The organism is Nocardioides sp. JS614 (genome assembly GCF_000015265.1).
Classification (GTDB): Bacteria; Actinomycetota; Actinomycetes; order Propionibacteriales; family Nocardioidaceae; genus Nocardioides.
In genome coordinates this window covers 4955351-4973071 of record NC_008699.1, presented here as the reverse complement: position 1 = coordinate 4973071, position 17721 = coordinate 4955351, and the positions used below count along the sequence as shown (strand labels likewise).

Below are 17721 nucleotides of genomic sequence, written 5' to 3'. Positions count from 1 at the left end.
GCTCATCGGGCGCTCATCGGGTACTCATCGGCCGGTCATCCGCGCACCGTCACCTCGGCGACCTCGCCGCGGAAGCCGTCGGCGATGGCGGGCAGCGAGGTGAGCCAGACGGTCAGGTAGCGCCCCGACGAGCCGGCGTCGAGGCTCACCCGGGCCCGCGGTCCGTCGGCGGTGCCGGTGGCGACCGGGGTCAGCCCGGCAACGGCGTCCGGTGCCTGGTCGCCGAGGTAGAGCGAGTACCCGGTCGGGGCGCCGACGAAGCTCAGGTCCACCGTGCTCACCGCGTGCTCCGCACCCAGGTCGAGGACCAGGCCGGCACCGGTCTTCAGGCCGCCGGGGCCGAAGTTCTGCAGGTAGGTCATGGTCCGCCACGCCGTGCCCGGGTCGCCGTCCACCGCGAGCCCGGTGAGGTCGGGGTTCTCCTCCGGCGGGTCACCCTGCGGGTCGAGGTCGGTCGCGGTCACTCCGGTGATCGGCGCCGCGGCACCGCTGGTCGCCGGGCTGCTCGGGCCGCTCTCACCACCGTCGTCGGGTACGGCGCCGAGGGGGGTGCGCCCGCGCCCGAGGTTGAACGCGACCACGATCGCGACGAGCAGCAGCAGGCACCCGCCGATCACGGCGGCCAGCCGCAGCCAGCTGCGGCCGGGGACGCCCTCGTCCTCGGGAGGGTCGGCGAGGATCGGGCCGGTGCCGGAGGGCGCGTCGTCGTCCCACGGCCAGAAGGACCCGCCGCTGCCGTGGGGGACCGGGTGCCGCGGTCGCCGGGCCGGCCCTTCGATGGGCTCGGGAGCGAACAGGGGCCGTTCGGGCGGATCCTCGAACGGCGGAGGTGGGGGCGCCGGCTCGGACCGCGCGGCGATCCAGGAGACGTCGTCGTTCTCGTCGTCGAAGATCGGCATCCCGGCCTGGGTGGGCAGCTCGGTCGAGCCGCGCGCGGGGCCGGGATCGGGCTCCGCGTCGGGCCCCGGCTCCGGCTCGGGCTCGGGCGCGGGCCCCGGCTCCGGCTCGGGCGCGGGCTCGGGCTCGGGCTCGGGGAGGCGGACCGGCGGATCGGTGATCGCGGGCAGCGAGATCGTCTCGGTGTCGCGGTGGCCGGCGGCGGCCTCGGCCTCGACCAGCCCGGTCGGGTCGCCGACGAACTCCGCGAGGAAGTCGCCGATCCCGGCCGCGGTCGCCAGGTCGTGGGTCTCGCGCAGCCGGGCGCCCCAGCCGCCGGCGTAGGGGTTGATCACCTCGTCGCACAGCGCGTCCAGGGGCCGCGGGATGCCGGCGCGCACCTGCCGGGGCCGCAGCACCCGGCCCTGGTCGACGGGTGCCCGCGGGACGGCGGAGGGCGACGTACCGGCCCACTTGCCGGTCAGTGCGCTGTAGAGCACGCCGCCCAGGTCGCGGACGTCGGTGGAGGCCCGGCCCGGTGGCAGTCCATGCAGCGCGGCGTCGACGGCGAAGCCGATGATGCGTACGGCGCCGCCGTGGTCGACCAGCACGTTCTCGGGCACCAGCCGGCCGTGGGCCACGCCCGCCTCGTGCCCGACGGCGATCGACGCGGCGACCTCGGAGACCAGCCAGGCGGCCCGCCGCGCGCCGAGCGGGCCCTCGTTGGTCAGCATGATGTCGAGGGAGTCGCCCGAGCCCCACTCGTTGACGACGTAGACCAGCCCGTTGGTGCGGTCCGCGTCGAGCACGCGGAGCAGCCGCCGGTCGTGCACCATGGCGGAGCGCCGGGCCGCCTCCAGCAGGGCGCCGGCGCGCTCGTCGTCCTCCGCGATGGTGTGCAGGGCGACGTGCCGCTCGAGCACCTTGTCGTGGGCTCGCCAGAACCGGCCGCCACTGCTCTCGGCGAGCAGGTCGACCAGTCGGTAGCGGTCGGCGAGCACGTCGCCGGGCCGGATCGAGCTCGGCACTCAGCTCACTTTCCTGGGGTCGGCGGGGGTTCGGCGTGCAGGTCGGAGGGCCCAGGGCCATGGTAGGGCGCCGGCAGGCTCAGCCGGGGACCCGTCCCGGGCGCAGGCGGCGCCCGATCGTGTCGATCACCGTGGTCACCTCCTGGATCCGCAGCACCCGGGCCAGCGCCACGAACAGCACCACGTCGACGATCGTCACGAGCAGCACCCAGACCGCCGCGATCGTCCAGTGCGGGTCGTCCGCGACCCGGTGCAGGAGGTACGCCGTGGCGGCGGCCGCGCCGGTCGAGATCCCGGCGGCGATCAGGGTCCGGACCAGGAACCGCACCAGCCGCGGGGTCCGCAGCCCACCGACGAGCCGGCGCAGCACGGCGTACGAGAGCATCCCGCCGACCAGGTAGGACGCGGTGTAGGCGAGCACCAGCGCGGGCGAGGTGTGCTCGGCGTCGGTGGCCCGCACCAGCAGCAGGGCGGCCACGATGTTGGTGCCACCGACCGCGCACTGGATCCAGAACACGGTCCGGGTCAGCTCGAGGGCGTAGAACCCGCGGAGCATCAGGTAGTGCACGGTGAAGAAGGCCAGGCCGGCGCCGAACAGCGCGAGCGAGGGCGCGTAGAGCTCGTAGGACGCCGCCGCGGCGCCGTGACCCCAGACCACGTTCGAGAGGTCGAGGGCGATGATCGGCAGCAGCAGCGCGAACGGCACCACCACCGCCAGTGCGCTGCGCAGCGTGTCGGTGAGCGAGCGGGCCAGTCCCGGCAGGTCGTCCTCGGCGGCACGGGCGGAGAGCCGCGGCAGGATCGCGGTCGCCAGCGACACGGTCACGACCGAGTGCGGGACCATCATGATCAGGAACGCCGAGGAGTAGATCGAGTAGCCGGTGCCGTCCGCGGAGCTCGCCGTACCGCTGGAGGCCAGCCGGACGACCACGGTGTAGGCGACCTGGTTGACGATGACGAACAGCACGGTCCACACGCCGAGCCGCAGGGTGTGCCCCAGGCCGGTGCCGCGGAAGTCGAAGCGCGGCCGGTAGCGGAACCCGGCGCTGCGCAGGTAGGGCACCAGGATCAGGAACTGGGCCGCGATGCCGAGCGTCGAGCCGACGCCGAGCACCAGCTCCTGGTCGGCGGTGTAGGCCCCGAGGACGTCCTCGGCCGGGCCGAAGACCAGCAGGTAGACGACCAGCACGGCCACCGAGATCACGTTGTTGGCGATGGGGGCCCACATCATCGGGCCGAACCGGTCGCGGGCGTTGAGCACCTGCCCGACCAGCACGAACATGCCGTAGAAGAACACCTGCGGCAGGCAGTAGCGGGCGAAGTCGATCGCGGAGTCCCGCTGCGCGGCCAGCGCCGGCTCGGTGAAGCGGGAGTCGAGCAGCAGGTCCATCACCCAGGGCGCGGCGAGCACCAGCAGCACCGACACGATCGCCAGGAACAGCGCCGCGAGCGTGATCACCCGGCTGGTGTAGGCGTCTCCGCCGTCCGGGTCGTTGCGCATCGCGCGCACCAGCTGCGGCACGAGCACGGCGTTGAAGATGCCGCCCGCCAGCAGGATGTAGAGCATGTTGGGGATCGTGTTCGCGATGTTGAACACGTCGGCGTGCAGCTGCGCGCCCAGCGCGGCGGCCAGCAGGGTCGAGCGGACGAAGCCGCTGAGCCGCGAGACGACGGTGCCGGCCGCCATCACCGCGCTGTTGGCGAGGACCCGGTCGCGTTCCTCCTCCGGCGCCGTCATGACCGCCTCGCTGCGCGGACCCGACGGACCAGGCGCACCGCGATCGCGCCGAAGAGCAGTGCGATACCGGTGCCGATGATCAGCCAGATCACGCTGCTCACCCGGTTGGAACGGATCGGCAGGTCGTCGGAGGAGCCCAGGGGCACGTTGTCGACGTCGGTGAGGAGCAGCGTGACGTTGCGGATGCCGACGGCCGAGGACGACGCGTTGAGCAGCACCGTCGCGCGGTTGTCGGGTCCGATGTCGATCGTGTCCGTGGGCACCGCCACCTCGAGCGGCGGGTCGGCGACGGCGCGGACCCGCACGCTGACCGGCTGGTCCAGGGAGTTGGTGATCGTGGCGGCGAACCGGCCGCTGCCGCTGGAGAGGATCACCGCCTTCGGCGCATCGATGCGTACGCCGCGCAGCCGGCTCTCGATCCAGGCCCGGGACTGGTCCGCCGAGGCGCGGGCGGTCACCGGCCGCAGCCGGTCGGAGTAGGAGACGTCCGTGAACGCCTCGTCGCGGACGGTGCTGCCGACCTCGTCGTTGTTGGTCAGCAGGTTCTGCAGCGAGTCGCCCGCCTGGATCAGGTCGCCGGCGGCGGTGAACACGTCCGCATCGAGCTCGAGCCGGTCCTGGCCGTCGGGGTAGCGGAGCCGGTCGATCGGCACGGCGGTCCCGGCGCGCTGGGTGATCGTCGTGAGGTCGGTCAGGTTGAGCCAGTCCAGGTCGAGCCCCTCGAAGAACCCGTCGGCCGACGGGGCCGACCAGGTCGTCGGCAGGGTGACGACCAGGGGTTTGCGGCCGCGGGTGAGCAGCCGGACCGCGGCCTCGCTCACGATCCGCTGGCGCAGGGCGAGCGGGGTCATCCGATCCGTCGGGCCCGGCCCGCCCGAGGCCGCGCCCGAGGAGGACACGGCGAGGGTGTGGCCCTCGGTGCGCACCACCGACGGCGCCCGGGGACCGAGCATCCGGTCGGTGACGAGCACCGTGCTCGCGGGCTCCGCCAGGCGGAGCCCGCCGGCGTCGAGGTAGCCGGCCGGCGAGGACACGGCCGGGGTCGTCGGCAGCCCCCACGGCGCGAGGTCGCCGGTGGAGCGCTTGCGCGCCGCTCGGTAGGTGGCCGGGTCGTACTTCGCGGCCGCGGCGACGTCGACGTCGCCGTACGGCAGGGTGAGGATCTCGTGGCCCTCGAGCCCGTCGTGCAGCGCCTCCAGCCAGCTGGACCCCAGGTCCGCCGCCTGCTGCACCTCGGGCGCGAGCTCGGGTGCCGGCTCCTCCCCGCCGCTGTCCTCCCCGCTGCTGTCCGCGCCGGGGGGGTCGGAGCTGCCGGTGCCGTCGGGTTCGGTGCCGTCGGTGGGCGACGGGGTGGCGTCCGGCGACTCCGAGCCCTCGCCCCCCTCGGCGACGGTGGGGCCCAGCGAGCGGGGTGGGTTGCCGGCAACCAGCTGGCGGACCGCGTCGGGCACCGCCGGGTCGAGCAGCCAGGTGATCGGGCGCGAGCCCGCCGCGACTCCGAGGTCGACCAGCGACCGCAGCGTGCCGCCGGTGCCCAGCGCCTCCACCCAGGACTCGACGCCGCCGATGGACCCGTCGGCGGCGTGCTCGATCTGGCGCCGGATCGGCACCACGAGCGCGGCCTGGACGGCCTTCTGGGCCGCCCTGCCCCGGGCCGGCGGCGCCAGCGGCAGGAAGGTGCGGGCGCGGCCGTCCGCGGTCTCGTCGCGGCCCGCGGGTCCCTGGCCGAGCGCGTGGACGCCGAACCAGTAGACCCCGGGCGTGGTGGAGGGGAGGTACCGCCGCGGGATGGTGAGCGAGAACCGCTCGGTCGCGTTCGGGGCGAGCTGGTCGATCGTGTCCTGGGTCCCGGGTGCCGACTCCTCGATGATCCGCTCGCCCACCTGGCTGTCCTCAGCGGTCTCGGCGGCGTCGGCCAGCTCGGCCGAGGTCGTCATCGGGGTGTCGGAGACGAAGGCGTAGACGTTGACGGTGGTCCAGGTCTCGGTGTCCTGGTTGGTGACCGTGCCGGTCACCCGGACCGGCCCGTCGCGCGGGATCTCGGAGGGCGTCAGGCTGTCGATCGTCATCGCCAACGGTGTCGTCGCGGCGGCCCGCCTCGCCGCCGGCGCCTGGGCCTGGGCCGGCCCCGCCGGCATCAGGAGGAACGCCGCCAGCGAGGCCACCGCCGTGAGGGCAGGCAGCAGCGACAGCGGGCGAAGCACGGCAGCGACTCTATCCGGGGATGCTGTGCCGGTCCGGGCCCCGCTCCGCAACCACTAGACTCGACTCCCGTGCCCGACGCCGTGCCCCCGCCGCTCTCCATGGCCGATGCCCAGCGGGCGGTCACCGCGGAGCTGGACCGGATCGCGCCCGTCATCGACGACCTCGGCGAGCGGTTCACGCAGGCCGGGCACGAGCTGGCGCTGGTCGGCGGGCCGGTGCGCGATGCCATGCTCGGCCGCCAGCACAACGACCTCGACTTCACGACGTCCGCGCGTCCCGAGCAGACCGAGGCGCTGCTGAAGGGCTGGGCGGACGCGGTCTGGGACATGGGCCGCGCCTTCGGCACCATCGGCTGCCGCAAGGGCGAGTGGCAGGTGGAGATCACGACCTACCGCTCCGAGGCCTACGACCCGGACTCGCGCAAGCCCACCGTCGACTTCGGGGACACCCTCGCCGGAGACCTCGGGCGCCGGGACTTCACGGTGAACGCGATGGCGGTCCGGGTGCCCGGGCGCGAGCTCGAGGACCCGTACGGCGGGGTGGTCGACCTCGCCGAGCGGGTGCTGCGCACCCCGGGACGGCCCGAGGACTCCTTCTCCGACGACCCGCTGCGGATGATGCGCGCCGCGCGGTTCGCCGCCCAGCTCGGGTTCGGCGTCGACCCGGCTGTCGTCGCGGCGATGACCGCGATGGCCGGGCGGATCGAGATCATCTCCGCCGAGCGGGTCCGCGACGAGCTGGTCAAGCTGGTGTGCGCGCCGTACCCCCGCCTCGGGCTGCGGCTCCTGGTCGACACCGGGCTGGCCGCGCTGGTGCTCCCCGAGCTGCCCGCGCTCGCGCTGGAGCGCGACGAGCACCACCGCCACAAGGACGTCTACGAGCACACGCTGACCGTGCTCGAGCAGGCGATCGACCTGGAGTCGCGGCTGCCGGGCGGCGGCCCCGACTTCGTCACCCGCTTCGCCGCGCTCATGCACGACGTCGGCAAGCCGCGGACCCGCCGCTTCATCGACGACGGGACCGTGACGTTCCACCACCACGACGTGGTCGGCGCCAAGATGACCCGCAAGCGGATGCGGGCGCTGCGGTTCTCCAACGACGAGACCGACGCCGTCACCAAGCTGGTCGAGCTGCACCTGCGCTTCCACGGCTACGGCACCGGCGAGTGGACCGACTCCGCCGTGCGCCGCTACGTCCGCGACGCCGGCGACCAGCTCGGACGCCTGCACGTCGTCACCCGTGCCGACTGCACCACCCGCAACCAGCGCAAGGCCGACCGGCTCCGCCGGACCTACGACGACCTCGAGGCGCGGATCGCCCGGCTCTCCGAGCAGGAGGAGCTCGACGCCCTCCGCCCCGACCTGGACGGCAACCAGATCATGGAGATCCTCGGCATCGGCCCGGGCCGTGAGGTCGGGGCCGCGTACCAGTACCTCCTCGAGCTGCGCATGGACCGCGGGCCGATGGCCGAGGAGGAGGCCCGGGCCGCACTGCTGGAGTGGGCCGCCTCCCGCTCCTGACGACCGCTGGAACCAGACCCGCCGCAAGAACCGTCGAGTCGGGAGTCCTGGCGGTCGGTGGCGCTCGGTGGGCGACGACCGCGCCGTAGGGTGCCGTCATGACTGCGGACATGACGTCGCCGATCGCCGAGCAGGTCGCCGCGGGCTACCGCTTCGAGGGTCCGGCCCTCGAGCTCGGCGCCCTGATGCTCGCCGCCGACCAGCTGGTCGACGTACCGGTCCGGATTCCGTTGGCGATGCTGAACCGGCACGGCCTGGTGGCCGGGGCGACCGGCACCGGCAAGACCAGGACTCTTCAGCTGCTCGTCGAGCAGCTCAGCGCCCAGGGCGTCCCGGTCTTCGCCGCGGACATCAAGGGCGACCTGTCCGGGCTGGCCCAGCCGGGCACCGCGAGCGAGAAGCTCAGCGCCCGGGCCGCCACCGTCGGCCAGGAGTGGGCGGCCGCCGGCTTCCCCGTGGAGTTCTACGCGATCGGCGGCGTCGGGCCCGGGCTGCCGCTGCGGGTCACCATGAGCGCGTTCGGGCCGACCCTGCTGAGCAAGGTGCTGGGCCTCAACGACACCCAGGAGTCCAGCCTGGGGCTGGTCTTCCACTACGCCGACCGGGCCGGCCTGCCGCTGCTCGACCTCGCCGACCTCCGCGCGGTGCTCGCGCACCTGCTCAGCGACGAGGGCAAGGCCGAGCTCAAGGCGCTGGGTGGGCTGTCGTCGGCGACCGCCGGGGTGATCCTGCGCGAGCTGATCGGCCTGGAGGACCAGGGCGGCGACGTGTTCTTCGGCGAGCCGGAGTTCGAGTCGGCGGACCTGCTCCAGCTCGCCCCCGACGGCCGCGGCCTCGTCTCGCTGGTCGAGCTGCCGCAGCTGCAGGACCGGCCGGCGATCTTCTCGACGTTCCTGATGTGGCTGCTCGCCGACCTGTTCCACGACCTTCCCGAGGTCGGGGACGTGGACAAGCCGAGGCTGGTGTTCTTCTTCGACGAGGCGCACCTGCTCTTCGCCGACGCGTCCAAGGCGTTCCTCGACCAGGTCGCCCAGACCGTGCGGCTGATCCGGTCGAAGGGGGTCGGGGTGTTCTTCGTGACCCAGAGCCCCACCGACGTGCCCGACGCGGTGCTCGCCCAGCTCGGTTCGCGGATCCAGCACCAGCTGCGCGCGCACACCCCCAACGACGCCAAGGCGCTCAAGGCGACCGTGGCGACCTACCCGACCAGTGGGTACGACGACCTCGGGCAGGTCATCACCGGCCTCGGGATCGGCGAGGCCGTGGTGACCGTGATGAACGAGCGCGGTGCGCCGACGCCGGTGGCCTGGACCCGCCTGCGGGCGCCCCAGTCGCGGATGGATCCGTGCGATCCCGACGTCCTCACCGCCACCGTCGCGGCCAGCCCGCGGGCCGCGAAGTACCAGGCCGCGATCGACCGGGAGTCCGCGCGCGAGATCCTCGCCGACCGGCTCGAGCAGGGTGCCGCGAAGCAGGACCGCGAGCAGGCGGGCGCCCCCGGCCCGGACCCTGATCCGGCGCCGCGCCCGGTGCCGGTCCCGAAGCCCAGCACCGACAAGCCCAGCAGCAGGCCCCCGAAGGACGACAGCGTGGTCGAGCAGGTCGTGAAGTCCGACGCGTTCAAGGACTTCATGCGTACCGCCGCCCGCGAGATCGCGCGGGGGATGTTCAAGACCGGCCGGCGCTGACCTGCCTCGGGGACGCCGCCCGGAACTCCTCCGGACGACGTCCCGCGGCCACACCCGCCCTAGAAGCGGAACCGGTCCACGTAGGCCCGGCCCGTGAGCACCACCAGGCGGAGCTGGTGCTTGCCGGAGCCGAGGCCGCGCAGCACCTTGCGGTAGGCGATGACCGGGGTGCTGTTCTTGTTGCGGAAGCTGATCGTCCCGACCTGCGTGCCGTCGACGAACAGCGCCGCCTTCCCGCCGTGGACCGAGCGGCCGAAGAAGATCTCCGCACGCGGGCCCTTGGTGGTCAGGGTCATCGTGTCGCGGCCGTTGCCCCTGCCGGCGTTGTCGCAGTAGCCGCCGCCGCGCTCCGGCCGCACGTCGCGCCAGCTGCCGTGCCGGGTCACCTTGGCGGAGCCGCAGTTGACGCTCGTCCGGGCCCCCGGCTGGGGGCCGGGACCTGTGGAGTCGCCGGTGACCTTGACGGTCAGCGTGTCGGTGTCGGTGGCGCCCTCGGGGTCGGTGACCAGGAGGGTGACGGCGTACGTCCCGGGCTCGGTGAAGGTGTGCCGGGCGAAGGAGCCGGCGGCGTCCTTGGTCGAGCCGCCGTCACCGAAGTCCCAGCTGTAGTCCAGGTCGTTCGGCGTCTCGGCGTCGGTGCTGTCCGATCCGCTGAAGCGCACCGCGTCGCCGGTCCTCACCGTCGTCGCCGAGGCCGTGGCCCGCGCGGACGGCTTGGTGTTGGCCGGCGCCGGCGTCGGGCTGTAGCCGTAGTCGAAGTCACCGCAGCCGGTGCCCATGGTGAACCGCACCGATCCGGTCAGGTCGCCGTCGGACGTCGCCGGGCCGTTGGTGTTTCCGGCCATGGACAGCACCCGGAAGCCCAGGCAGCCGTACTGGAACCGCCACGGGTTCGCGACGTCGGCGTACCGGCTGTCGACCGTGGTGTTCGACGGGTCGGTGTAGTTGTCGGTGTGCCCGGGGCCCGAGTCGGTGTACGTCGAGCGGGTCGCGGCCGCCGTGAACGCCGCGTCGTTCAGGTTCGGCGTGTCGTTGCCGGGCTCGGGGGTCGAGTCCAGGGGCGACTGGGCCGGCGGGGAGTCGGTCCCCGCGTTGCCGTACCCGTGTGCCTCGTCGGTGTAGGCGAGGTAGAGCCCGGGCTCGAAGCCGATCGGGTCGCGGTCGATCTGTCCGTGCCCGTCGAGGTCGAAGCCGGAGCGGTCCCGCATCTCCAGGTAGTAGCCGTGGTCGAAGGCCGCCTCGTCACCGGCGGTCACGAACTGCCAGCCCTTGGTGCAGTCGCTGCCCGGGTTGTCGGCCTGGCAGCCGCCGTTGAAGATCCGCGGGTCGCTCGGACCACCGTCCTTCTCCAGGTCGGTCTGCAGCAGCACCTTCTCGCCGCTCGGGGTGGTCGCGGTGACCTTGAGGTCGTCGATGAACCAGCCGGGTCGGGCCAGCCCCGGGTCGGTCGCGTAGCTGAACCGCAGCACCGGGGTGGCCGCCCCGACGAGGTCGGAGATGTCGAAGCTGTCGGCCACGAACTGCGAGTCGGGGTAGTTGCCGGTGGTGCGGTCGAGCTGGACCGTGACCGGGTCGGAGTAGGACCCGCTCGATCCGGTGATGCCGTTGCCGTACGCCGACTGGCAGGAGCTCTGGTTCGGGTTCGAGGTCATCGGCGTCGTGGTCGGGGTGTCGCGCAGCGACTCGTGGGAGGTGAAGCTCTTCCCGCCGTCCTTGGAGGTCAGCACGAAGCCGTAGTCGAAGTCCCACTCGATGTCGAACAGCGACTTGAGGTCCAGCCGGACCGTCGAGCCGGCGGGCAGGTCCTTGATCCCCGGGATCGCGATGTCGAGGTTGTGGCCGCCGCCGTTGTTGGCGCAGCCGAAGTCGTTGCCGGCGCCGGAGAACCACGCGTGGGTCTTGGTCGCCTTGTCACCCGTGTCGAACTTGGCCGGGTCGATCAGCTGACGACCGGGCAGCCGCGCGACGTACATCAGCGAGTTGTGGACCACGCCGTCCGGCCCGTTGGTGAGCGTGTACGGCGTCCCGTCGGGGCGCTGCCACGTGATCGTGCCGGTGTCCTGCTTGGAGTCGGTCCAGCCGTCGACGGTCCGGGTCTCGCCTGCCCGGAGCACCTGCGGGACGACCCAGCCGAGCTCCTGGCGGGAGAAGGCGTCCATGTTCTGCGACTTGTCGGTCGCCATCAGGTTCCAGTCGCCGTAGGTCTCGCGGCCGCCGACGGAGTAGAAGTCCGGCAGCCCGAGCGAGTGGCCGTACTCGTGCGAGATCACGCTCGCCTTGTCGATGGCCGTCTCGGGGTTGAGGTTGTAGGGGCCGACCCGGACGAAGACCTTGAGGGCGTCGCCCTTGTCGGTCGTGGTCATGTCCTTGTAGGTCTTGTCGGTGTACCAGAGCGGCCGGCCCTCGAGGTCCTTGAGCTGGTCGTCGGTGGTGAAGCCGGGCAGGCCCGTCTTCGCGTCGTTGTAGTAGTACTCCAGCGACGAGCTGTGCGGCCAGACGTTGTCGTAGGGCAGCGCGTCCTGGGGGTCGTCGCTGCACAGCCCGAGCTGGGAGGCGCCGTTGCCGCCGCAGCCGGCGAACACGGCCATGAAGAAGTCGACCACGCCGTCCTTGTCGGTGTCGTAGTCCGAGTAGTCGATCTCGGGGTCGGCGAGCGCGGCCGCGTCCACGACGAGCTTGCTGGTCGGCCCGCAGCCGCTGTCGATCTGGGCGAGCGCCGAGATGCCGGTGAGGGAGCCGATCACCGCGGAGCCCGCGCCGTCGGAGCCGTAGTAGCCGGTGGTGCCGGGCAGGTTGTAGACGCCGTTGGTGATCCGCTCCGTGTACGCCGGGCCGCCGACCGTGCCGGGCGCGGGGATCGCGCCGGCCGGGGTGTCGGTCTGCGTGACGCCGGCGCAGGTGTTGACGGCCGTCGGGTCGATCTGGGTGAACGGGAAGCCGGGGGCGTAGCTGGTGAAGTCGGCCGTCGCGATCCCCGCGGAGGGGACGCTGCCGTTGGGGAAGAGCTGGCCCAGGGACATCTCCTGGTACAGGTTGAAGGTGGAGCCGGGCTTGGCGGGGGAGTTGATGACCTCCTCGAGCTGCTCACCGGTGTGCGCGGCGGTGTACGCGCGGTCGCGGTACTCCACCGGGATGACCGGGAACGGGCGGTCGCCGTACCGGGCGGTGTCGAAGGCGTCGCTCGGCGGGATCACCTTGGGGCCGTGGCTGACCACGGTCTGGGCCCCGGTGCTCGCGGTGAGGCGAGCGGTGGTGGACAGGTCGCGCCAGACCACCGTCGGGTCCTGGGCGACGGTGTCGGCCTTGCTCTCCAGGACCAGGGTGACGGTGCCGGGCACCGTGCCGGTCGCCGCCGGCACCGACGGGATCGTCCAGGCCACCGTGTCGCTGCTGAACGGGTGGGTGCCGGGGCCGCTGGCGTTCGTGAAGCTCGTGCCTGCGGGTGCCGTGATCGTGACCGAGGCGCCGGCCACCGGGGTGGCGGTGGGGTTCTGGACGATGATCCGCGAGGGGTAGGCCTCGCCCGGCTTCACCCAGCCGACGGCCGAGACGAAGCTGTTCTCGACCTGGAGCCCGGTCGCGGCCGCGCGGACCGCCACCGATCCGGCGCCGGCGTCGGCGGCCTGGTGGTCGTCGTACGTCGCGTCCACGGCGCGCAGGCCCAGTCGCAGCAGGTCCGCGTCGGCGAGGCCGTCGGTGATGGCGCCGGGCACCATGGTGGCGAAGCTGCCGTCGTCGGCGGCGGTCACGGCCTGGGTGCCGAGCACCCTGCCGGCGGGGTCGGTGACGGTCAGGGTGAAGCTCGCCGGCACCCCTTCACCGGTCCGGGGCACCGCGGTGAGCGAGGTCTGGCTCAGCGTCGAGACGGTGCCGGACACCCGGAACCGCTCGCCGCGCTCGATGGTGGCCGACTGGCGGTCGAAGGAGACGGACAGGCCGTGGGCGCCGATCGGCCGGGGCTGGGTGCTGGCGGGTGCGGCGGCCCCGACCGGGGCGAGGACAGCCGACAGGCCGGTGGTGAGGGCGACCGCCAGCGCGGTGGTGACCGCTGCGGTCCGCCAGGGGCGCAGCGTGCGCGCCGGGATGCTCGACGAGGTGCTCGATGGAGGGTTGGTCATGGAGGACGCAATCTCGAGGGGTCGCCGGAGGCGACGCGGTGCCACCCCAACGACCCGTCCGTCCGGCTGGTTATGGCGGGCCGGCGCATCCCCGCCCGGTGCCGCCGGACCGGGCCGAGCGGTCTGGACCGGTGGCCCGTGATGGCCCCGAAATGGCGTTGACCCGCCCGAGGCTCTCGGGCGGGTCAACGGCTCGGCCGTGCGGCTTGCTCAGCCTGCGGGCGAGACGAGTGCGCGTTCGTTCCTCACGCTCACTCTTCGCCCTTGATGAAGGCCTCGACGCGGCGGCGACCCTCGTCGTCGGGGAGCTGCACCGGCGGGGACTTCATCAGGTACGACGACGCCGAGATGATCGGGCCGCCGAGGCCACGGTCCTTGGCGATCTTCGCGGCGCGGATCGCGTCGATGATGATGCCGGCCGAGTTCGGGGAGTCCCAGACCTCGAGCTTGTACTCCATGTTCAGCGGCACGTCACCGAACGCGCGACCCTCGAGGCGGACGTAGGCCCACTTGCGGTCGTCGAGCCACTGGACGTAGTCCGACGGGCCGATGTGCACGTTGCGGTCGGCGACCTTGCCGGCCAGCTCGCCCTTGAGGTTGGACGTCACGGACTGGGTCTTGGAGACCTTCTTGGACTCCAGGCGCTCGCGCTCGAGCATGTTCTTGAAGTCCATGTTGCCGCCGACGTTGAGCTGGTAGGTGCGGTCCAGCGCGACGCCGCGGTCCTCGAAGAGCTTCGCGATCACGCGGTGGGTGATGGTGGCGCCCACCTGCGACTTGATGTCGTCACCGACGATCGGGACGCCGGCGTCCTCGAACTTCTTGGCCCAGACCGGGTCGGAGGCGATGAAGACGGGGAGGGCGTTGACGAAGGCCACGCCGGCGTCGATCGCGCACTGGGCGTAGAACTTGTCGGCCTCCTCGGAGCCCACCGGGAGGTAGGAGACGAGCACGTCGGCCTGGGTGTCCTTGAGGACCCGGACCACGTCGACCGGCTCGGCGGCCGACTCCTCGATGGTCTGGCGGTAGTACTTGCCGAGGCCGTCGAGGGTGTGACCGCGCTGGACGTCGATGCCGAGCGTGGGGACCTCGGCGATCTTGATGGTGTTGTTCTCGGAGGCGTTGATCGCCTCGGAGAGGTCCTTGCCGACCTTCTTGTCGTCGACGTCGAACGCCGCGACGAACTCCACGTCCTTGACGTGGTACTCGCCGAAGGTCACGTGCATCAGCCCGGGCACCGTTCCCGTCGGGTCGGCGTCCCGGTAGTAGTGCACACCCTGGACCAGGGAGGAGGCGCAGTTGCCGACTCCCACGATTGCTACTCGAACCGAACCCATCGGGTTGTTCCTTTCCGTCATCCGGCCACGGTGGCCGGACTGCTCGTCTGAGGCGAGGCGCTACTTCTGGCCGCTGACCTCGGGGGGCTGCACCGCGGCTGGTGCTGCCGCGGAGGTGGTGCTGGTGTCGTGCTCGCCGCTGCGCTCGGCGTTGATCAGGTCGGAGAGCCAGCGGACCTCGCGCTCGACCGACTCGACGCCGTGGCGTTGGAGCTCGATGGCATACCGGTCGACCTCCTTCTGCGTCATCGACAGCTGGCTCTGCACCCGGTCGAGGCGCTCCTGGAGCCGGGTCCGCCGGCCTTCCAGGACCCGCAGCCGGATCTCCATGTCGGTGCGGCTGAAGAACGCGAACCGGATGTCGAAGTTGTCGTCCTCCCATGCGGTGGGACCGACCTCGGTCATCAGTCGCTCGAACTCACGCTGCCCGGACTCGGTGAGCTGGTAGACGATCCGGGGCCGGCGGGTGACCGGCGTGACCGTCGTGGCGGCCTCCTCGATGAGGGCGCCGCGGAGCATCTTCTTCAAGGTGGGGTAGAGCGATCCGTAGGAGAGGACCCGACCCCAGCCGAGCATGAGGTTGAGCCGCTTGCGGAGCTCGTAGCCGTGCATCGGACCCTCGTGCAGCAGCCCGAGGACTGCCAGCTCGATGGTCTCCGCCCGACGTGCCATACGACCTATCGTAGCGATATATCCGTCCGTTGCGAATCCGCAATCGGTATGACCCGTCCCTGAGACCTCGCTCACGCCCCGGCGGTACCGTCCGGGCCGACGTCTTGGGCGGGCCCACCCGGCCGCCGTACCCTGACCAGGATCTTCACGCCGACCAGCACCCCGACCAGCACCCCGACCAGCGGAGCCAACGACTGTGAGTGGTAAGCGCAGGGCCGCAGGCCCCGCCAGCAAGACGACCGCCTCCAAGCCGGGCAGCAAGCCCAAGCGTCCCCGCACCCGCAAGCAGCAGGCGCTGCGGGTCGCGAAGTGGGGCTCGATCGTGGGCCTGGCGCTCCTGCTGATCGCCGTCGGCGGGTTCGTCTTCCTCTACAAGACGATCGACATCCCGGACCCGAACGCCGACTTCGAGGCCGAGACGTCGTTCGTCTACTACGCCGACGGCAAGGCCCAGGTCGGCAACTTCGCCACCCAGAACCGTGAGTCGATCACGCTCAAGCAGATGCCCCAGACGCTCCAGGACGCGGTGGTCGCCGCGGAGAACCGGTCCTTCCGGACCGACAACGGCATCGACCCGAAGGGGATCCTGCGCGCCGCCTTCAGCAACGCGCAGGGCAACTCGACCCAGGGTGCGTCGACGATCACCCAGCAGTACGTCAAGATCCTCTACCTCAATCAGGAGCGTTCCTACACCCGCAAGGTGAAGGAGGCGATCCTGTCGCTGAAGATCCAGCGCACGAAGAGCAAGTCGGAGATCCTCGAGGGCTACCTCAACACGATCTACTTCGGGCGCGGGGCGTACGGCGTGCAGGCGGCCTCCCGGGCGTTCTTCGACAAGGACGCCAAGGACCTCTCCCTGAAGGAGTCGGCCGTCCTCGCGAGCGTGCTGAACAACCCCTCGCGCTTCGACCCGGCCAACGGCAAGGACAACAAGCGGGCGCTCAAGGAGCGCTACGCCTACGTCCTCGACGGGATGGCCGACGCCGGCAACATCACCGCCGAGCAGGCCGACAAGGCCGAGAAGTCGCTGCCGAAGTTCCCGGAGATCAAGGCGGAGAGCAAGTACGGCGAGCAGCGCGGCCACATGCTCAAGCTGGTGCGCGACGAGATGCACGAGCTCGGCTACACCGACGAGCAGATCGACAGCCAGGGCTACCGGATCACCACTACGTTCACGCAGAAGGCCATGGACGCCGCGAAGGCCGGCGTGCTGGAGCAGCGGCCCGAGGGCTTCAAGGACAAGGAGCTGCACATCGGGGTCGCGAGCGTCGAGCCCGGCACCGGTGCGCTGCGCGGGTTCTACGGCGGTCAGGACTACCTGGACTCCCAGATCAACTGGGCGGCCACCGGCGGGATGGTCGGCTCGACGATCAAGCCGATCACGGTCGCCACGGCCCTGGAGAACGGCTACTCGCTCAAGGACACCTTCGAGGGCAACTCGCCGTACGTCTTCCCCGACGGCCTCGACGTGGTCAACGAGGGTCCCGGCGACGGCAACGACTACGGCGCCAAGGTCAGCCTGACCCTCGCGACCGAGCAGTCGATCAACACCGCCTTCGTCGACATGTCGAACTCGATCCCCGACGGGCCGGCGAAGATCGTCGAGACCGCGAACAAGGTCGGGATCCCGCCGGCGGACCCGACGAAGAAGTACCCCGGGATCCCCGACAAGAGCATCGACCTCGAACCGGACGCGCTGGTCACCCTCGGCAAGGCGCGGATCAGCCCGATCAACATGGCCAACGCCTACGCGACGATCGCGAACGGCGGCGAGCGCGCCGACGTGCACGTGATCGACAAGATCGTGAGCCGCAAGGGCGAGGTGCTCTACTCCTTCAAGCAGCACACCACCCCGGCGTTCGACGACTTCGCCGACGGCGTCGACGTGACGACCGCGTCCGGGCAGAAGGCGACCAGCGAGGACATCGCCGCCGACACCTCCTACGCCCTGCAGCAGGTGGTCGCGAACGGCACCGGCCGCAACGCGCTGGCCCTGGGTCGTCCGGCGGCCGGCAAGACCGGCACGGCCACCAACGACGACGGCGACGTCTCCTCGTCGTGGTTCGTCGGGTACACCCCGCAGCTCGCGACGGCCGTCATGTACGTCCGCGGCGACGGCGACAACGCGCTCAACGACTGGCTGCCGTCGTACTTCGGTGCGGAGTATCCGACCCGCACCTGGACCGCCGTGATGAGCCGCGCCCTCGAGGGCACCGAGGTGGAGAGCTTCCCCGAGCCGGCGAACGTCGACGGCGAGGCGCCGGCCGACGGGCACGAGCCGTACACGCCGCCGCCGAAGCCGACCAAGACCCCGAAGCCGAGCGAGACGCCGAGCGAGACGCCGTCGGAGTCCTCGACCCCGACCCCGACCGAGACGCCCACCCCGACCGAGTCGCCGAGCGACAGCTGCGGCCTGCTCGGGTGCGGCTCGCCGTCGGGCTCGCCGTCGTCCTCGGACAGCCCGAGCACGCCGCCGAGCGGGGGCGCCTCGCCGAGCGGCGGGGGCCGCGGCCGTCGACCGCGGCGCGGCTGAGGCGAG

9 protein-coding genes are annotated in these 17721 nt (G+C 71.9%); 3 read left to right on the top strand and 6 right to left on the bottom strand.

The features are described from left to right. Positions 1-35 precede the first annotated feature (35 nt). The 3 genes from NOCA_RS27865 to NOCA_RS25160 all read right to left on the bottom strand — a co-directional run bounded on the left by NOCA_RS27865 (position 36) and on the right by NOCA_RS25160 (position 5846). Positions 36-1904 carry a protein kinase family protein gene (locus NOCA_RS27865; RefSeq protein ID WP_011758107.1) on the bottom strand — a complete coding sequence of 623 codons (1869 nt, stop codon included), beginning with the start codon at positions 1902-1904 and terminating at the stop codon, positions 36-38. Positions 1905-1983: 79 nt separating this feature from the next. Further along, positions 1984-3642 carry a murein biosynthesis integral membrane protein MurJ gene (murJ, locus tag NOCA_RS25165; RefSeq protein ID WP_011758106.1) on the bottom strand — a complete coding sequence of 553 codons (1659 nt, stop codon included), beginning with the start codon at positions 3640-3642 and terminating at the stop codon, positions 1984-1986. Further along, positions 3639-5846, bottom strand: coding sequence for a DUF6049 family protein (locus NOCA_RS25160; RefSeq protein WP_011758105.1), 2208 nt, complete (start codon positions 5844-5846; stop codon positions 3639-3641). The genes murJ and NOCA_RS25160 overlap by 4 nt, the downstream gene beginning before the upstream one ends. Before the next feature lie 99 nt (positions 5847-5945). Here NOCA_RS25160 and NOCA_RS25155 point away from each other — a divergent pair, with 99 nt between their 5' ends. Continuing rightward, positions 5946-7367 carry a CCA tRNA nucleotidyltransferase gene (locus NOCA_RS25155; RefSeq protein ID WP_041548365.1) on the top strand — a complete coding sequence of 474 codons (1422 nt, stop codon included), beginning with the start codon at positions 5946-5948 and terminating at the stop codon, positions 7365-7367. Positions 7368-7465: 98 nt separating this feature from the next. Further along, positions 7466-9055: a helicase HerA-like domain-containing protein gene (locus NOCA_RS25150; protein ID WP_011758103.1), complete on the top strand. Its 1590-nt coding sequence runs from the start codon at positions 7466-7468 to the stop codon at positions 9053-9055. 59 nt (positions 9056-9114) lie between these two features. On the opposite strand, the gene NOCA_RS25145 is transcribed toward NOCA_RS25150, so the two are convergent. The 3 genes from NOCA_RS25145 to NOCA_RS25135 form a co-directional block, all read right to left on the bottom strand. Further along, the gene (locus NOCA_RS25145; protein ID WP_041546973.1) at positions 9115-13173 is read right to left on the bottom strand and encodes a PKD domain-containing protein; all 4059 of its coding nucleotides are present in this window, start codon (positions 13171-13173) and stop codon (positions 9115-9117) included. 251 nt (positions 13174-13424) lie between these two features. Continuing rightward, a complete protein-coding gene (locus NOCA_RS25140; RefSeq protein WP_011758101.1) occupies positions 13425-14510 on the bottom strand; it encodes an inositol-3-phosphate synthase in 1086 nt (361 codons plus the stop codon). A gap of 60 nt (positions 14511-14570) precedes the next feature. Further along, positions 14571-15182: a PadR family transcriptional regulator gene (locus NOCA_RS25135; protein ID WP_011758100.1), complete on the bottom strand. Its 612-nt coding sequence runs from the start codon at positions 15180-15182 to the stop codon at positions 14571-14573. A gap of 196 nt (positions 15183-15378) precedes the next feature. On the opposite strand from NOCA_RS25135, the gene NOCA_RS25130 reads away from it, so the two are divergent. Next, positions 15379-17715 carry a transglycosylase domain-containing protein gene (locus tag NOCA_RS25130; protein WP_011758099.1) on the top strand — a complete coding sequence of 779 codons (2337 nt, stop codon included), beginning with the start codon at positions 15379-15381 and terminating at the stop codon, positions 17713-17715. Positions 17716-17721 lie beyond the last annotated feature (6 nt).